Here is a 16,281-nt window from a genome sequence, read left to right as displayed (position 1 = left end):
GCGTTGCCTTATCGCCCGATGCGGCCAAAGCCGAACAGCGCGGCACGCGGATGCGCGCGCCCGTGGATCGCCTCGCGCAGGATGTCGGCCGCGATCACGCTGTAGGTGATGCCGTTGCCCCCATAGGCCATGGCAAAGTGCACGCGCGGGTCACCGTCAGAAAGCGCACCGATGTAAGGCAGCCCGTCGGTGGTCTCGGCAAACGTCCCCGCCCAGGCAAATCCTGTTTCGAAGGTCTGGCCACCGGCAAGCCGGGACAACTTCTCGAGCAACCGGTCGACCTTGCGCGGCAGGGCGGCGTCGCGCTTGCTGGCGATGTCCAGCTTGTCGTCCTCACCGCCCACCAGCACGCGCCCGTCATCGGTGCTGCGCAGGTAGAGATAGGGACGGGCCGATTCCCAGGCCACGTTGCTGTCCAGGGCGAAGGGCAGGTGACCCACCGGCTCGGTTACCAGCGCATAGCTGCTGTGGTTGCGCGCCACGCGGTGTTTCAGCCAGCGCTGGGATTCATAGCCGGCGGCGATCACCAGGTGCCGGCAGCGGACATGCGCACCGGCACGGGTGGCCAGGTCCAGCCAACCGCCGCCGGCATCCTGCCAGCCGGTCACCTCGGTGCGGTCGTACACGCTGGCACCGCGGTCGACCAGTTGACGCAGGGCATGGCGGCAAAAGCGGTAGGGATCCACGACCGCCGCCTGTGGTGTCCACATCGCCGCCGGCGCCTTGAGTCCGAAGCGTTCCACGACATCGCCTGCGTCCAGCCACTCCGTGGCCAGTCCCGCTTCGCGCCGGGCGGCGAACTCCCCCGGAAAATCACCCGCATCCTTTGCCGAGGACGCGAAGTAAAGGCTTCCGGTACGCCGGAATCCGACATCGGCATCGACATCCCGGGCATGGCCTTCGAAATCATCGATCGCCTCGCTGCAGGCCCGATACGCCTCGTCGGCAAAGCGCTGGCCGTACATGCCTCGAAGCTCTGCCAGGTCGGTGTCGATCTCGTACTGGAGCAATGCGGTACTAGCCGACGTGCTGCCCCAGCCGGCTTCACGCCGGTCCAGCACCACCACGTCCAGCCCGGAAGCGGCAAGTTCGCGCGCGATGAGCGCGCCGGTGATACCAGCGCCTATTACGGCCACGTCGCACGACAGGTCGCCCGAAAGGGCGGGAAACGCGCCGATCAGGCCATGCTCCAGTGGCCAGAAGGGGTGACCGCTTTTGATGTCCATCGCCTGCCCAGTCAACCGGATGCGCTGACCATTACCGGCCCGGCGTCAACGTCGCGTATCGACAACGTGGGGTCCGGGACGCCACTATGCCGCGCCTGACAAGGAGATCCACCCGTACCATGGCCTCGATGCCCATCACCCTGATCATCATCGCGCTCACCGGCGTCGTCTCGTTCATGGCCTTGCGCGATGGCCGGCTCATGGCCCGCCTGATCTTCTGGCCACCCGCCGTGGCCCGCGGCCGCGAATACCAGCGCCTGGTCACCTACGGCATCGTGCATGCCGACTTCAACCACCTGCTGGTGAACATGCTCACCCTGTTTTTCTTCGGCGGGTTCCTGGAGCGGTTTTACACGGCGCAACTAGGCGTCCTGGGCTACGTGTTGTTCTACGTGGGCGGCTTGATCGCCTCGATCCTGCCCAGCTATTTCAAGCACCGGGAAGACCCCAATTACCGCAGCCTTGGCGCCTCCGGCGCGGTATCGGCCATCCTTTTCGCCTACATCCTGTTCCGGCCGTGGTCGATGATCGGCGTGATGTTCATCATCCCGATGCCCGCCATCGTCTATGCGGTGCTTTACGTGGTGTATTCGGTGGTGATGGAGCGTCGCGGCGGCGGCAACGTCAACCACAGCGCGCATCTGTGGGGTGGTGCATATGGCGTGGCGGCCACCCTTGTGGTGGAGCCGCGACTGGTCGGTCATTTCGTGCAGACGCTGCTCAATCCATAAAGATCGCATGTGACTTCCACACGCGCTTGCGAGATGATGCAGCACGCGTACATCACGAACGGGATGTTTTATTCCCGAATGCAAGAGCGCGAAGCCTGTACACGGTGAGCCAGGCGCGTCGCGCGACCCGACCGGAACGAGGAGCTAACGCATGGCAACCACCCACAAATCCACCGCGAAGAAATCCGCGGCACGCAAGGCTGGCAAGAAGGCAACCGGCAAGAAAACTGCCGTAAAGAAGACCCTCGCCAAGAAGGCCGTCGCCCGCAAGAAGCCTGCGAAGAAGGCAGCGGCACGGAAGGTCGCGGCAAAGAAAGCCGTTGCGAAGAAGTCAACGGCACGGAAGGTCACGGCGAAGAAAGCCGCGGTGAAGAAACCGGCGGCCCGCAAGGCCGCAGCGAAGAAAGTTGCGAAGAAAACCGCCCGCAAGACAGCCGCTCGCAAGGCTTCCCCGCGCAAGGCCGCCGTGAAGAAGGCTGCCTCACGCAAGGCGCCGGCGAAGAAAGTTGCGAAGAAATCCTCGGCCAGGAAATTGCCGCCGACCAAGAGTGCCGCTCGCAAGGCAGTGAAGAAAGTCACCCCGCGCAAGGCGCCAGCCCGCAAGGTTGCCGCTACCAAGGCGCCCGTGGCCAAGTCGCCAGCGAAGAAGGCACTGGTGAAGAAGGCTCCGGTCAAGAAGGCATCGGTGAAGCCGACAGCCGCCGTGCAGTCCAAGCCGGCGGCAACCGTCAAGCCCGCCGTGGCGCAAGTGAAGAAGGCTGCTCCCGCTCCGGCGGTGAAACCCGCTTCCGCACCGCGCAAGGCAGTGGCCAAGCCCGCAGCGCCTCGCCCTGCCGAAGCGGCAGCGGTTCCGCCGCGTCCAAGCGAACTAGGCGTGGAGACCGAGCACGTTCCGTTGATTACGCAAGAGGAAGCCGTGGCCAATATCCAGGCCTTGCTCGATGCCAAGCGCGAACGCGTCCGCCAGGGGCCGTCCTGGCCCAGCGAAGGCGGTGCGGCAGGTCCCGCGCCAGCAAGCGAGGCGCACGAGGCGCCGCCCGTGCCATCGCCGGAGTCCACCTATGCCAACCAGGCGCACGAGCGTGGCGAGCAGGCCAAGCGCAAGGGCTGAACGGCAGGCATCTACCGGAAGCCGGCACGCGCCAACTTAAGGACTCATTCAACGCCGCCAGCGCAGCTTGGTGGCGTAAAGCAGACAGGGTGTCGAGATGAAAACCGTTTGGCGTTGTGCCGCGCTTGCCGTGATGGCAGGGGCGTTGTCGGCCTGTTACTACGAGCCTGCGTACGTCCGTTCCGGCGGCGGCGCCTACATCGGCGAATCCGCACCGGTGTACTCAAACCCGTACCCGGCCTATCCGGCTTACTATCCCGGGTATGACGATTACTACGGTGGCGGCTTTGGCGTCTCGACCATCTGGGTCGACGACGGCTATGGCCACCGCTATCGCCGTCCGTCCAATTGGCGTGATCGCGATCACGACGGCCATGGCCGCCCGGATGGATGGAACGGGCGTCCGGGCGATCGCCATGACGGTGCGGTCGGTGATCGCCGTCCGCCTCCCGGTGGATGGCGAGGCCGGGACAATGATGGGAATGGGCGGCCTGGCGGCTGGCAGGGACGCCCAAACAATGGCCAGGGCGGTTGGCAGGGGCGTCCGGGTGGTTCCGGCCAGAGTGGCCGGCCATCGGGATCACGTCCGTCGGGCGGCGACCATGGCAACGGTAGCGGCAACCGCGGCGGGTCGCGCGGCGACAACAACCGCGGCGACAACAACCGCAGCGACCACTGACGGCGGCGCATGACGCGGAGCGCGCAAACGCTCCGCTCATGTCTGCTGGCGGCAGTGCTGTTGTTGCCCGGAGGCTGCTATTACGCACATGTGGCACGGGGGCAGGCTTCGTTGCTGGTGCATCGTCAGCCGATCGATCATGTGCTTGCCGATCCGGCTACCGATGCAGCCATTGCGGACCGGTTGAAACTTGCCCTGCAGGCGCGACGCTTCGCCTCCGACGCGCTGGGGTTGCCGCGCAATGGCAGCTACACCCGATACGTGGATCTTCACCGCCCCTACGTGGTGTGGAATGTGTTCGCCACGCCGGCTTATTCCATCAAGGCCGTCAATCACTGTTTTCCCATTGCCGGTTGTGTTGCCTACCGAGGGTATTTCTCGCAGGTGCAGGCCACGCGTGAAGCCGATCGACTGCGTGCGCAGGGCAATGATGTGAGCGTGGGCGGCGTGCCTGCCTATTCCACCCTTGGCTGGTTCGACGATCCGGTGCTCAGCAGCATGCTGCGCTGGGACGACGACGAGTTGGCCGGCGAGGTGTTCCACGAACTGGCCCACCAGCGTGTCTACGTGGCCGGCGACACAGCCTTCAACGAGTCTTATGCCACGTTCGTCCAGCGGCAGGGACTGGATGACTGGCGCCACGCGAGGGGATTGGGTCCGGTGGATCCACGTGGAGACCGGATGGAAGCGGCCTTTACGCATTTGGTGATCGACTTCCGGCAGTCACTGGCCGATATCTACGCTGGCGGTGGCGACACGGCGGCGTTGGCAGAGAAGAAACGCGCCGCCTTTGCCGACTTCCGTGAACGCTACGCCCATTGGCGTGATGCGGACTTCGCAGGCGACAAGCGCTACGACGCCTGGGTGGCGGGGGATCTCAACAACGCCAGCCTGCTGCCGTTTGGGCTGTACGAGCAATGGGTACCCGCTTTCACCGCCTTGTTCGCCCAGGTCCACGGCAACTGGAGCGCCTTCCATGCGCGCGTCGCAGCGCTGGCCAGGAAGCCGAAACAGGCACGCCAGGCTGAACTTGAAGCGCTGGCTACTTCGACCTGCGCGACGCCATGTGGCTGAGGTAAGCCACCAGGTCGTCAAGATCCGCATCGCTGAGCGTACGCTGGTCGAAGGCCGGCATCTTCGCCTCTGGCCAGTGGCGCAGATCCTGAGGGTTGCGCACCAGTTTCTTCAGGTAGGCGGTGCCCAGGTATTCGGTTGGCCCATGTGGGATGTTGAGGTCCGGTCCAAGCCTGGCATCGCCCTGGCCATTGAGCGTGTGGCAGGTGACGCAATCCTTCTTGAATACGGCGAAGCCCCGCCGGGCCGGTGCGTCCGCGGGCACAGCAGGATCCGGCAGCATGGCGGGGAAACGGGTGTCGAGGTTGGTGGTGACGCGAACGATGGCTACCTGGAAGGGCCACTGTTCGCGGCCCACGCCGGCCGCCGAAGGATCGGTCCACACCACATAGAACGGGCCCGCCGATGGCTTGCCCGACGCCACCGGAGGCCAGGGATGGCCCTCAGGTTCGATCGCGAGCCAGCCGGCGGTGCGACCGGCGTCGACCACCAGGTGCGCCGGCACTTCGCCGGTGAATCCGTCAGTGGCGACGAACTGCACATGCGCATCGGCGGTCAGGCCCGATAGCAGCGAGCGCAAGGGCACCGCCCGGTAGTGCATGTCCCGGTGGTACACCGGGTCGTCGGGAACCAGGATGTCGCGGGCGTCCGGGCGTGCGCGCAACTGGGCTGCCGTCAGTACGCGGGATTGTCCCAGGCCCTCGATGCGCAGGTCCTGGGCCGCGCCGATCCCGGGCACGGCGAGCAGCAGCGCAAACAACGGGCCGAACAGCGTAGAGGGCCTTCGCATGTCAGAAGGCGGGTAGGACCGCGCCCTGGTAATGCGACTGGATAAACGCCTTGACCTCGGGGCTGGTCAGCGCCTTGGCCAGCTTCTGTACTCGCGGATCGTCGCGGTTGTCGTCCCTCGAAACCAGGAAATTGACGTAGGGCGAATCCTTACCTTCGATCAACAACGCATCCTTCACCGGGTCGAGCTTGGCCGCCAGCGCGTAGTTGGTGTTGATCAGGGCCAGATCCACTTCACCCAGTACGCGCGGCAGCATCGCCGCTTCCATCTCACGGAACTTCAGGTTCTTCGGATTGGCCGTGATGTCCTTGAGCGTTGCCAGGCGGTCGTTCGGGTCGGCCAGGGTGATCAGCCCGTTTTTCGCCAGCAACAGCAGCGCGCGGCTGTTGTTGCTCGGATCGTTCGGGATCACCACGCTGGCGCCGTCGGGGAGTTCGGCGATCGACTTGTACTTGTGCGAATAGGCGCCGAACGGTTCGATATGGACGCCGACCACCGTCACCAGGTGGGTACCGCGTTCACGGTTGAACTGGTCCAGATAGGGTTCGGTCTGGAAATAGTTCACGTCGATCTGCTTCTGCGCCACCTGCTGGTTGGGCTGCACGTAGTCGGCGAATACCTTGATGTCCAGGATGATGCCGTCACGGGCCAGCAGGGGTTTGACCACATTGAGGATTTCAGCGTGCGGCACCGCGGTGGCGGCCACGGAAAGATGCGTATCGTCGGCGGCCTTCTGCCCACAACCGGCCAGGGCCAGCAGGGTGGCGGCAAGGAGGGGCAGGAGGGTCTTCATCGGTGCATGTCCGTGTTTTGTTGCGGTGCGGCAGCATAGCCTTCCAGACGTCCGGAAGGCAAAGGCTGCCTAGCGATGGGACATCCGTCGCACGATGGCGTCGCCCAGCATCTGCAGCAGCTGTACCAGCAGTACCAGCAAGGCGACGGTCACGAGCATGTAGTCGGGCTTGTAGCCCAGGTAACCGTATTGGTAGGCAAGGCTTCCAAGCCCCCCGGCGCCGATGATGCCGCCCATGGCCGTATAGCCCACCAATGCGATGGCGGTCACGGTGATCGCGGCGACGATGCCGGCGCGGGCCTCCGGAAGCAGCACGCGCCGCACGATCTGCCCGGTGGTGGCGCCCATGGCCTGGCTGGCTTCGACCACGCCCGCGCCCACTTCGCGCAGCGAGCTTTCCACCAGCCGCGCGAAGAACGGCGCGGCGCCGATCACCAGCGGCGGGATCGCGCCGCGGATGCCGATCGTTGCGCGCATCAGGAAGAATGTGAGCGGCATCAGCAGGATCATCAGGATGATGAACGGGATCGAGCGCAGCACGTTCACCACCAGCGATAGCGCTGCATAGCTGCGCGGACTGTCATGCAGTTGGTCGCGGCTGGCCAGGAACAGCCATACGCCCAGCGGCAGGCCGATCACCACCGTCAACAGCAGCGAGCCGCCGAGCATCAGCAGGGTATCGATGCAGGCCTGGCCGATTTCGGTCCAGTCGGTGATGTTGGGGAACCACTGTTGCAGCAGCGAAGGCGCATTCATCGGGCGATCTCCTGCACCACCACGCCCGCGGCGCGAAGCTGCGCCACGGCGGCATCCATGCGTTCCCCGCGCATGGCCAGGGTGAGCTGGCCGTAGGGTATGTCCTTGATACGGTCGATCCGCCCGGACAGGAGGTTGTATTCAATACCGGTGTCGCGTACCACTTCCGACAGCGTCGGGGCGTAAGTGGTTTCGCCGCGGAACGACAGGCGCATCAGGTTGCCTGCCACGCCACTGTAGTCCGGGCCGCCTTCATCACCATGCTCTGCCTCGCTGACGAAGCGCCGCGTGGTGGGATGCTCAGGGTGCAGGAAGACATCGACCACGTTGCCCAGTTCCACCACGCGCCCGGCATCGAGCACGGCGACCCTGTCGCAGACGCGGCGGATCACGTCCATTTCGTGGGTGATCAGCACGATGGTAAGGCCGAGCTCCCGGTTGATGTCCAGGAGCAGGTCCAGCACCGAGGCGGTGGTTTGTGGATCGAGCGCACTGGTGGCCTCGTCGCACAGCAGCACCCGCGGCTTGTTGGCCAGGGCGCGCGCGATGCCCACGCGTTGCTTCTGGCCACCCGACAACTGGGCAGGGTAGTTGTCCGCGTGCCCGGCAAGCCCCACGCGCTCGAGCAGTTCCTGCACCCGCAGGTTGATGGCCGCCTCATCCATGCCTGGCCGCAGGCGCAGGGGAAAGGCGATGTTCTCGCGCACGGTGCGCGAGGACAACAGGTTGAAATGCTGGAAGATCATGCCGATACCGGCGCGCAGGTCGCGAAGCGCCGCGCCGTCGATGCCGGTGACGTCCGCACCTTCGATCACCACGCGCCCCGCAGTGGGCCGCTCCAGCAGGTTGATCAGCCGCAGCAGGGTGGACTTGCCCGCACCCGAGTGGCCGATGATGCCGAACACCTCGCCCGCATCGATGGCCAGGTCCGTCGGCTGCAGGGCGGGTATGTCGCGGCCGCGCACGCGGTAGGACTTGGCGACGGCTTTCAGGGTGATCAAAGCGGGGTGGTCGGTCATCCACGGATCTTAACCTGCATGGATGGCCGGCGAGGGTTTAGACTTCCGTATCTTGATACGCGCGGGGACTACCGATGGCTTCCATCTACGACTTCAGCGCCAGCGACATCGACGGTCGCGAGCGCTCGCTCGGGGAGTTCGAAGGCAAGGCGCTGCTGGTGGTGAACGTGGCCTCCAAGTGCGGCTTCACGCCGCAATACACGGGCCTGGAGCAGCTGCAGCGGGACTTCGCAAGCCAAGGGTTCGACGTGCTGGGTTTTCCCTGTGACCAGTTTGGCCACCAGGAGCCCGGTGACGAGGCGCAGATCCGCGACTTCTGTTCGCTCACCTACGACGTTTCGTTCCCGATGTTCGCCAAGGTCCAGGTTAACGGCGACCAGGCCCATCCGCTGTACCGCTGGCTCAAGCACGAAGGCAAGGGCATCCTGGGCAGCGAGGCGATCAAGTGGAACTTCACAAAGTTCCTGGTGGATCGGCAAGGCCAGGTCGTGCGCCGCTACGCGCCCACCGACACGCCGGAAAAAATCGCCCGGGACCTCCCCGGCGTATTGGGCGGCAAGCCGGCGTAGCGGCGAGGTTTGCAGTTGCGCGCTGTGTCACTTAGCCTTATCGATCCCCCAAGGCACAGAGCCATCCGATGAAGATCGCCAAGAACACCGTTGCATCGTTCCATTACACCCTCACCAACGATGCCGGCGAGGTGATCGACAGCTCCGATGGCCGTGAGCCGCTGGCCTACATTCATGGCGAAGGCCAGATCGTCCCGGGCCTGGAGAACGCGCTGGAAGGGCGTGAGAAGGGCGACAAGCTGAATGTCGACGTCGCACCCGCCGAAGGCTATGGCGTGAAGCACGACGAGCTCGTCCAGGTGGTGCCGCGCGAGGCATTCCAGGGTGTGGAGGATCTTCAGGCCGGCATGCAGTTCCAGGGCCGCAACGACCACGGCGCGATCAACGTCACGATCACCAAGATCGAAGGCGACCAGGTCACGGTTGACGGCAACCATCCGTTGGCCGGTGAAACCCTGCACTTTGCCGTTGAAATTGCCGATGTGCGTGAGCCGACCGCTGAGGAACTGAGCCACGGCCATGTCCATGGCGTGGGCGGCCATCACCACTAAGCACGCGGTCAGGGTAGTTGGGGGGCAGGATATTTATCCTGACCCCCATCCTTCCACCCTCTTAGTACCAGTCGAGCAACGACACGCCCAGACCCAGGTAGTTGGCGCTGTGGTTGTAGTCGATCAGGCTCTCGCCGTAACCGTTGAAGGCTTCCAGGTAACCGCGCACGTTGCCCACCAGCGGGAAGCTCCAGGTGAAGCGCAACGAGCCATGCGAGCGGTCCCCGGCGCGGAAGGAATGCCGCGCCGTCAGGCCGAACTCGTTGGAATTCCATTCGCGGATCACCTGCACTTCGCCCCGGCCCATGTAGTCGGAGATATCCGGGTTGTCGTCGGTCTTGCGATCCTCCGGGATACGCCACCACGGCCTGAGCATCACTACCCAGCCTGGACGCTCGAAGCCGACGTCCGCCACCACGCGGTTCCAGCTTCGCGAGAGCGGATCGGCGCGTCCGTTGGATTGATGGTTCACGCCAATCGTAAGCAGCCGGCCCTCCCAGCCGAGCACCTGGTAGTGGGTGTCGAATGCCAGCAGTGCCTCGGGTTCGTAGTCGGTTTCGCGGAAGGGACGGGAGAGGTCCTTGTTGTAGACCTGCCAGCGGGACGATTGCGTATAACCGACCCACAGGTCGCCCACGTCGCCGAACACGCCCTGCCACGCCTTGGTCTTCAGGCTGAGCTGGAACTTCGCCTCCACGCTGTCCAGGCCCTGGTCCTGGCTCACTGTGTGGTTGGGCGCCGGGCTCGAAGGCCGCTGGTTCTGGTCGCTACTGGCAAATACCGGCAACGCGTAAGTCGGCTTGTAGCCGCGCAGGTTCATCGTGCCGAGCTTCGATTCAGGTGAGAGTTCCCAGCGGCTGTCCAGCAGCGAGACGGGCGCAACCACGCCTTCACCGATGGCACCGGTACCCTCCACATCGCGGTGCGCGGCCTCGAAGCTCGCCAGGTCGCGGGTGGCTTCGGGATTGCCCTTCTTCTGCGCGGTGACGAGGTTGGGCCGGCCCACGGCCTTGTCGTAGCAGGCAAGGCGCTGGGCGTCGGTTTCGATGGCAGAGCAGGCCCGGATATCGAGCGGGCTGGGGTTTTGTGCGCGGGCAAGGCCCATCGCCAGGCACGCAGCAGCGCCTAACGCCGCTGTGGTGGCGGTATGTTTCATACGGTGCTCTCCCTTCAATCCATCACTTTTATAAAAAGCACGCGAAGGAAGAGTGTAGCGAACGCTCTTTGGGGAGAATGTGGAACAGGCCCCGGATCATCCCGGGGCCTGTTCCATCGCGTTTACTTTCCCTGCGTCCAGCGTTCGTACTCGGACTTGGAGATCCGCCCGTCGCGGTTCTTGTCGGCGAACTGAAAGTCGTTGGCCAGCGCCGGATAGGCGGCGGCATCAGCTTCACTGATCGATTTGCCGCTCTTGGCGAGCGTGGCGAAATCCGGCGGCGTGCCTACCGTGGCCACTTGCGGCTGGCTGTTGCGCACTTCCACCTGGGCGCCTGGAGGCGCCATGCCAGCGCCGGCAGGCGGCGGTGGGGCCTGGGTAACAGGAGCCGGCGCGGTACCCGGAGGGGGCGGTGGCGGCAATGGCGCGTCGCTTGGCGGCGGTGGTGGCTGGTCGGCAGGCGGCGGGGGAGGCGGCGGGACCGGCGGTGCCGGGGCGGTCGGCGGAGGCGGTGGCACCGGCGGCTGCGACGTGTCGGTCTGGGCGATGGCCACGCTTGCTGCAAGCAGCGAGGTGGCCAGGGCAAGGGCGCGCAGGCCGGTGGTGGGTTTGATCTTCATGGGCAATTCCTCCAGTGGGGGACGGGGGGATGGCTGCCTAGCCTCCACTGCCGGCAGCAGCAGGCGAGGTGCTCGCCGGGGCGGCATCGGGCGCACAGCTCTTGCCGTGCAGCGCCTGCTTCAGGTTCGATGCCAGTGAATTGCAGCGGTTGGACAGCTGCGGGCGGATATCGGGATCTTGCGAATCGCGCAGCAGCGTGTGGCGCATCTGGTCGTAGCGGGAATCGATCTGGTCGGCCGGGTAGATTGCCGCCGCCCGGTGGCAACTGCGGTAGCTGGCCAGGTAATCATCGCAGGCCGGGATGCCGGTGCTCGAGGGCAGGCCGGCGTCCGAAACCGAAGACGAGGCCTTGCGGACAGTGTTGCCGGTGCCGTGCGGGCTGCCAGTGGTCGATGTCGTGCTGCGCGTGGCCGGCGCCGCGGTGCTGCTGGTCGTGGTGCTGGAGGTGGTCGATGAGGTCGTCGGCTTGGTCGCCTGGTGCGTACAACCGGCCAGGATCAGGCCGGCCAGGCCAAGCGGTACAATGAGCTTATTGGTCAAATTTTTCATGGTGAACCCCCGTTTTGTCGTTTTGGTCTTCAAATGGCTACCCGCACCGTCCCGTACGGCGGGACTTTCCAGTGAACGGGGCAAAGCATGCGGCCCGCACCGGTGAACGGGGCGTGTTGGCTTGACATCCTGCCGGCATCGCTATTTCGCCGCAGGGGGGGTATGATGCCCGGACTGTGTTTGCCGGGGATGGGATCGTCCTGTCCCGATGCGCTGATCCAAGATCTGCCACATCGCTTCGCTCCTTGCGTTTCTTGCACACCCAGTAAGTCGGCCGTTCGACCCTTGGAACAAGGTCACGGTTGAGCTCAGTAAATCGTTCCAGGAGTGGTAAAAGCATGTCAGAACGTCAGCTCGGCACCGTTAAATGGTTTAACGATGCCAAGGGTTTTGGTTTCATCAGTCGCGGCAACGGTCCAGACCTTTTCGTGCACTTCCGCGCGATCCAGGGCAACGGCTTCAAGACCCTCGCCGAAGGCCAGCAGGTCAGCTTCAAGGTCGTGGACGGGCAGAAAGGCCCCCAGGCCGAAGAAGTTCAGGCCGCCTGATTTCGTGTGGTAAGTCGCCGGCCCCCGTGGCCGGCTTAATTGTTGTGTAACTCGTCTCGTATTGGAGTGTTTTATGTCGGATCGTGAGATCGGCACTGTCAAGTGGTTCAACGATGCCAAGGGCTTCGGCTTCATCAGCCGCGAGGGTGGCAAGCCGGATGTGTTCGTACACTTCCGCGCCATCCAGGGCAACGGCTTCAAGAGCCTTGCTGAAGGCCAGAAGGTCAGCTTCAAGGTGGTGCCGGGCCAGAAGGGCGAGCAGGCTGAAGAAGTCTCCGCCGTCTGATTCATAGGCGTCATGCAGGACAAGAAGGCCGGGCGGCGACGCCCGGCCTTTTTCATGGACACGACCATAAGGCCTTGAGGCTTGGCTGCATCGACTATCGAACCTTGCGTGATACCCGTGACCAGTACCGACAGGGCATCGGCGGAACTGATCCTGGTGCGGGCGCCCGCGCCACTTCCCGGTTCGCCCTACCTTTTGTGGCTGCCGGCCCTCGGCGTGCCTGCCCGGCATTACCTGCCGCTTGCCCAGGCCGTGGCAGGGCTCGGTGTGGGCGTGGCGCTGCACGAATGGCGTGGCCTGGGTAGCAGTGACCGGCGCGCTGGTCGTCGCTGTGACTGGGGATATCGCCAGTTGCTCAACGATATCGATGGCTCGGCATCCGTCGCGGCGGCGGCATGGCCCGGTAGCCGCTGGTGGGTGGGTGGCCATAGCCTTGGCGGGCAGTTTGCGTGCCTGATGGCATCACGGGCGCCTGCGTCCCCGGCCGGAATCCTCCTGGCCGCCAGCGGCGCCCCTTACTGGCGATGCTTCGCCCATCCGAACTGGGTCCGACTGGCCTACCTGGCGGCGCCCTGGCTCGCGCGCCTGGTCGGATATTTGCCTGGCCGCCGTATCGGCTTCGGCGGTAACGAGGCCCGTGGCGTGATCAGCGATTGGGCGGCGACGGGGCGCACCGGTCGTTACGGCGGCTTCGGCATCAACGACGATCTTGAGTGCTTTCTCGCCAACCAGCGCGCACCGGTGCTGGCCTTGAGAATGACCGGCGACTGGCTGGTACCGGCAGCATCGATCGACTTCCTGCTGGGAAAGATGCCCCATGCCCAGGCACAGGTGGACGTGCTGGCGGGTACGCCGGGCGCGGGCGCCGCACACTTCGAATGGATGAAACAACCCGACGAGGTGGCGCAGCGCTTTGCGAAAGTTGTTGCGAATGCTTGATATGGGTCGACTGTAGCGGCACGTTGGATGTTTACCTCGGTTGAGGAATATCCATGTCCCTGTTCGAACCGCTGCAGCAACGCGGCCTGCGCCTGCGTAACCGCATCGTCGTGTCGCCCATGTGCGAATACAGCGCCACGGACGGACTCCCCAATCACTGGCACCTGGTGCACCTGGGCTCGCGCGCCGTCGGCGGTGTGGGCCTGGTGATCACCGAAGCCACCGCGGTGTCGGCTGAAGGGCGCATCTCCCACGGCGACACCGGCATCTGGAACGATGCCCAAGTGGCGGCCTGGCAGCCGATCACCGCATTCATACGTTCGCAGGGCGCCCATGTCGGCGTGCAGCTGGCCCATGCCGGGCGTAAGGCCAGCGCCCAGCTGCCCTGGCAAGGCGGTGGTCCGCTTGGCAAGGACGAATCGCCCTGGCCGACGGTAGCGCCCTCGGCCCGGCCCTTCGACGAGGGCTGGCACGTGCCGGCCGAGCTCGACGAGGCCGGTATCGAAGCGGTGATCGAGGCGTTTCGCATCGCCGCCGGCCGTGCGGCCGCTGCTGGCTTTGAGCTGGTGGAAATCCACGCCGCGCACGGCTACCTGCTGCATCAATTCCTCTCGCCCCTTTCCAACCATCGGACGGACCGGTGGGGCGGCGACCTTGAAGGACGCACCAGGCTGCTGCGGGAAGTGGTTCGCGCGGTGCGGGAGGTGTGGCCGGAAACCTTGCCGGTATGGGTGCGGCTGTCGGCAACGGACTGGACCGATGGTGGTTGGGACGACACGATGAGCGTCGAGTTATCGCGCATGCTCAAGGCATTGGGCGTGGATCTGGTGGACGTTTCGTCCGGCGGCAACGTGCCCCACGCGAAGATTCCCGCGGGGCCTGGCTACCAGGTTCCCTTTGCCTCGCGGATTCGCCACGAAGCGGGCATCGCCACGGGCGCAGTGGGCATGATCATTGACTCAGCCCAAGCCGATGCGGTGATCAGGGAGGGTGCCGCGGACGTCGTCCTGCTGGCCAGGGAACTCTTGCGCGACCCGTACTTCCCCCGTCGCGCGGCTTCGGAGCTGGGCGTTACTATCCAGGCACCGGTCCAGTACAAACGAGCCTGGTAAGGGAGCTTCGTGATGGCGCGTTTTGCCAGCTTCGCCCAGTTCTACCCGTTCTATCTTTCCGAGCACAGTGACGTGCGCAGCCGGCGTTTGCATTTCGCCGGCAGCGTGCTGGTGATCGTGATCCTCGCGCTGGCAGCATCGACCGGGCGCATGGCCTGGCTATGGCTGGTGCCGTTGGCGGGCTATGGCTGCGCCTGGGTCGGCCATTTCTTCTTCGAGAAGAACCGACCGGCCACCTTCAGCCACCCGTTCTACAGCTTGGCGGGCGACTGGGTGATGTTCTGGGACATCCTGCGCGGCAGGGTCAGCATCCGCTGACCCTGTCCCGCACCGGCTGGCCGTCGTCCAGGGGCTTTCCTTCCCCTGTCAGGCCACGTTTTCCAGTTCGCGATCGTTTGCCCGACGGGCGGCACGCTTGTGCGCGCTCCACGAGGAAATATCGAGCTTGTCGCGAATGAGCGCGCAGGTATCGATCAGGCGGTCGACATCCGCCTCGCTCATGCCGGCGTTCAAGGTCAGCCGCAACAGGGAACGGTTGAGTGTGGTGGCTGGCGCGCTGAACACCGACCCGAAGATGCCGTGTTCTTCCATCACGTCGCGCACGCGCCCGGTAAGCAGTTCCGCGCCGGCTTCGAAGGCGATGATCTGCTCTGTGCCATCCTCGATGGGATAGCCCAGGTCCGTCAGTGCGTCGCGCACCTGGTGGGTGACCTGGCGCAGGCGGGCGCGGCGCCAGCCTTCGTTCTGGATCACCCGATGCGAGGCGGCCATGCCGGCCAGCTCGTGCGGCAGCAGCGATGAACTGAAGATCGCCGGCAGTGCCTCGCAGCCGAAGTAGTCCTTGAAGCGATGTCCGCAGCCGATGAAGCCGGCACGCGAGCAATAGGCCTTGGCCAGGCTGGCGGTAACGAAATGCACCTTGTCGTTCAGTCCCAGGCTTGCCACCAGGCCTTCGCCGCGGGCGCCATGGGTGCCCAGCGAGTGGGATTCGTCGACGATGAATACGCAGCCGAACTGTTCGGCGATGTCGGCGATGGCGGCAATGGGGGCAACGCTGCCGTTGGTGCTGTACACCGAGTCGACCACGATGATGCCCGGGCCGTGCCGCAACACATGGCGCTCGAGGTGGCCCAGGTCGTTGTGCAGGATCGGCACGGGTTTGGCGCCGGCACTCTTGATGCCCTCCCACAGCGACGCATGGGCGAGCATGTCCACGTACACCGGTACGCGCTCGTCGGCGATGGACTGGATCAGGCCGACATTGGCGGCGAAGCCCGACTGGGCCAGGATGCCCGACTCGGTGCCCACGGCGCGGGCAAGTTCCGCTTCCACCTGGTGCATCGGTTCGTCTTCGTGCTGTATGAACAGCGCGGACATCATCATGCCCAGCCCACCTGTAGCCAGGGCTTCACGTTGGGCCTCGACAATCTGCGGATGGCCGGCGATGGCCAGGTAGTCGTTGCTTTGCAGCATCAGGTCGCCGGGCTTGGGATGGCGGCCGCGCAGGATGTGCCGGCCGCCCCAGTCCACTGCCACGCGCTGGGTATGGAAGCGCTCGACGCGGCGGGTGACGAAAGAAGGAAGCGCCGGTGCTGCCACGGGAGTGGAACGGTGGATCGGGGAAACGTTGGTCATGTTGGCCTCTCGGTTGCCGGGGATAGGGCACATCCCTGTCTGAACGGCACCGCAGCGCGGATGTGCGGGACCGTGCACCAGCCCTGCCTGGACCGGCGGTGTTGGAGAGAGCAGCGGATGGCCCGATGGCTCCATC

General features: G+C 65.0%; 20 protein-coding genes. 11 read left to right on the top strand and 9 right to left on the bottom strand.

The genetic code is table 11. The annotated features are described in order from the left end of the window. Positions 1-8 precede the first annotated feature (8 nt). On the bottom strand, positions 9-1,226 hold the full coding sequence (locus NDK18_RS03535) for an NAD(P)/FAD-dependent oxidoreductase (RefSeq protein WP_250627098.1): 1,218 nt from the start codon (positions 1,224-1,226) through the stop codon (positions 9-11). 128 nt (positions 1,227-1,354) lie between these two features. Here NDK18_RS03535 and NDK18_RS03530 point away from each other — a divergent pair, with 128 nt between their 5' ends. The 4 genes from NDK18_RS03530 (at position 1,355) to NDK18_RS03510 (ending at position 4,821) form a co-directional block, all read left to right on the top strand. Beyond that, the gene (locus tag NDK18_RS03530) at positions 1,355-1,957 is read left to right on the top strand and encodes a rhomboid family intramembrane serine protease (RefSeq protein WP_250625916.1); all 603 of its coding nucleotides are present in this window, start codon (positions 1,355-1,357) and stop codon (positions 1,955-1,957) included. 151 nt (positions 1,958-2,108) lie between these two features. Beyond that, positions 2,109-3,068, top strand: a complete 960-nt coding sequence (locus tag NDK18_RS19305) for a histone H1-like repetitive region-containing protein (protein ID WP_284691798.1) — start codon at positions 2,109-2,111, stop codon at positions 3,066-3,068. A 97-nt stretch (positions 3,069-3,165) separates the two neighbouring features. After that, entirely contained in the window at positions 3,166-3,747 is a 582-nt protein-coding gene (locus tag NDK18_RS03515; RefSeq protein WP_250627097.1) for a hypothetical protein, read from the top strand. A gap of 9 nt (positions 3,748-3,756) precedes the next feature. After that, positions 3,757-4,821 (top strand): aminopeptidase, encoded by a 1,065-nt coding sequence (locus NDK18_RS03510; protein WP_250627096.1) that lies wholly within the window; start codon positions 3,757-3,759, stop codon positions 4,819-4,821. Here NDK18_RS03510 and NDK18_RS03505 read toward each other — a convergent pair. From NDK18_RS03505 to NDK18_RS03490, 4 genes are all read right to left on the bottom strand, one after another. Continuing rightward, positions 4,790-5,611 carry a cytochrome c gene (locus NDK18_RS03505; protein ID WP_250627095.1) on the bottom strand — a complete coding sequence of 274 codons (822 nt, stop codon included), beginning with the start codon at positions 5,609-5,611 and terminating at the stop codon, positions 4,790-4,792. The genes NDK18_RS03510 and NDK18_RS03505 overlap by 32 nt on opposite strands. A 1-nt stretch (position 5,612) precedes the next feature. Continuing rightward, on the bottom strand, positions 5,613-6,404 hold the full coding sequence (locus tag NDK18_RS03500; protein WP_250625699.1) for a MetQ/NlpA family ABC transporter substrate-binding protein: 792 nt from the start codon (positions 6,402-6,404) through the stop codon (positions 5,613-5,615). Between the two features lie 69 nt (positions 6,405-6,473). After that, entirely contained in the window at positions 6,474-7,160 is a 687-nt protein-coding gene (locus NDK18_RS03495; protein ID WP_250625700.1) for a methionine ABC transporter permease, read from the bottom strand. Then, positions 7,157-8,161 carry a methionine ABC transporter ATP-binding protein gene (locus NDK18_RS03490; protein WP_250625917.1) on the bottom strand — a complete coding sequence of 335 codons (1,005 nt, stop codon included), beginning with the start codon at positions 8,159-8,161 and terminating at the stop codon, positions 7,157-7,159. The genes NDK18_RS03495 and NDK18_RS03490 overlap by 4 nt, the downstream gene beginning before the upstream one ends. 92 nt (positions 8,162-8,253) lie before the next feature. On the opposite strand from NDK18_RS03490, the gene NDK18_RS03485 reads away from it, so the two are divergent. Further along, a complete protein-coding gene (locus NDK18_RS03485) occupies positions 8,254-8,748 on the top strand; it encodes a glutathione peroxidase (protein ID WP_250627094.1) in 495 nt (164 codons plus the stop codon). A gap of 68 nt (positions 8,749-8,816) precedes the next feature. Continuing rightward, positions 8,817-9,299 (top strand): FKBP-type peptidyl-prolyl cis-trans isomerase, encoded by a 483-nt coding sequence (locus tag NDK18_RS03480; RefSeq protein WP_250625702.1) that lies wholly within the window; start codon positions 8,817-8,819, stop codon positions 9,297-9,299. A gap of 61 nt (positions 9,300-9,360) precedes the next feature. On the opposite strand, the gene NDK18_RS03475 is transcribed toward NDK18_RS03480, so the two are convergent. The 3 genes from NDK18_RS03475 to NDK18_RS03465 form a co-directional block, all read right to left on the bottom strand. Continuing rightward, the gene (locus NDK18_RS03475) at positions 9,361-10,455 is read right to left on the bottom strand and encodes a phospholipase A (protein WP_250625703.1); all 1,095 of its coding nucleotides are present in this window, start codon (positions 10,453-10,455) and stop codon (positions 9,361-9,363) included. A 122-nt stretch (positions 10,456-10,577) separates the two neighbouring features. Then, positions 10,578-11,075 (bottom strand): EF-hand domain-containing protein, encoded by a 498-nt coding sequence (locus NDK18_RS03470; protein WP_250625704.1) that lies wholly within the window; start codon positions 11,073-11,075, stop codon positions 10,578-10,580. Positions 11,076-11,112: 37 nt separating this feature from the next. Further along, a complete protein-coding gene (locus tag NDK18_RS03465; protein WP_250627093.1) occupies positions 11,113-11,625 on the bottom strand; it encodes a hypothetical protein in 513 nt (170 codons plus the stop codon). 338 nt (positions 11,626-11,963) lie between these two features. Between NDK18_RS03465 and NDK18_RS03460 the strand changes: the two genes are divergently transcribed. From NDK18_RS03460 to NDK18_RS03440, 5 genes are all read left to right on the top strand, one after another. Continuing rightward, positions 11,964-12,173 (top strand): cold-shock protein, encoded by a 210-nt coding sequence (locus NDK18_RS03460; protein WP_250625706.1) that lies wholly within the window; start codon positions 11,964-11,966, stop codon positions 12,171-12,173. Between the two features lie 73 nt (positions 12,174-12,246). Next, positions 12,247-12,459, top strand: a complete 213-nt coding sequence (locus NDK18_RS03455; RefSeq protein ID WP_250625707.1) for a cold-shock protein — start codon at positions 12,247-12,249, stop codon at positions 12,457-12,459. Between the two features lie 81 nt (positions 12,460-12,540). Then, positions 12,541-13,398 carry an alpha/beta hydrolase family protein gene (locus NDK18_RS03450; protein WP_250627092.1) on the top strand — a complete coding sequence of 286 codons (858 nt, stop codon included), beginning with the start codon at positions 12,541-12,543 and terminating at the stop codon, positions 13,396-13,398. 53 nt (positions 13,399-13,451) lie between these two features. Then, a complete protein-coding gene (locus NDK18_RS03445; protein WP_250627091.1) occupies positions 13,452-14,510 on the top strand; it encodes an NADH:flavin oxidoreductase/NADH oxidase in 1,059 nt (352 codons plus the stop codon). 12 nt (positions 14,511-14,522) lie between these two features. Then, positions 14,523-14,828: an Mpo1-like protein gene (locus NDK18_RS03440; RefSeq protein WP_250625710.1), complete on the top strand. Its 306-nt coding sequence runs from the start codon at positions 14,523-14,525 to the stop codon at positions 14,826-14,828. A gap of 48 nt (positions 14,829-14,876) precedes the next feature. Here NDK18_RS03440 and cqsA read toward each other — a convergent pair whose 3' ends face one another. Continuing rightward, positions 14,877-16,145 (bottom strand): alpha-hydroxyketone-type quorum-sensing autoinducer synthase, encoded by a 1,269-nt coding sequence (gene cqsA / locus NDK18_RS03435; RefSeq protein ID WP_250625711.1) that lies wholly within the window; start codon positions 16,143-16,145, stop codon positions 14,877-14,879. Positions 16,146-16,281 lie beyond the last annotated feature (136 nt).

Source organism: Pinirhizobacter soli, assembly GCF_015905305.1.
Classification (GTDB): domain Bacteria; phylum Pseudomonadota; class Gammaproteobacteria; order Xanthomonadales; family Rhodanobacteraceae; genus Pinirhizobacter; species Pinirhizobacter soli.
This window is presented reverse-complemented; position numbering and strand designations above follow the sequence as displayed.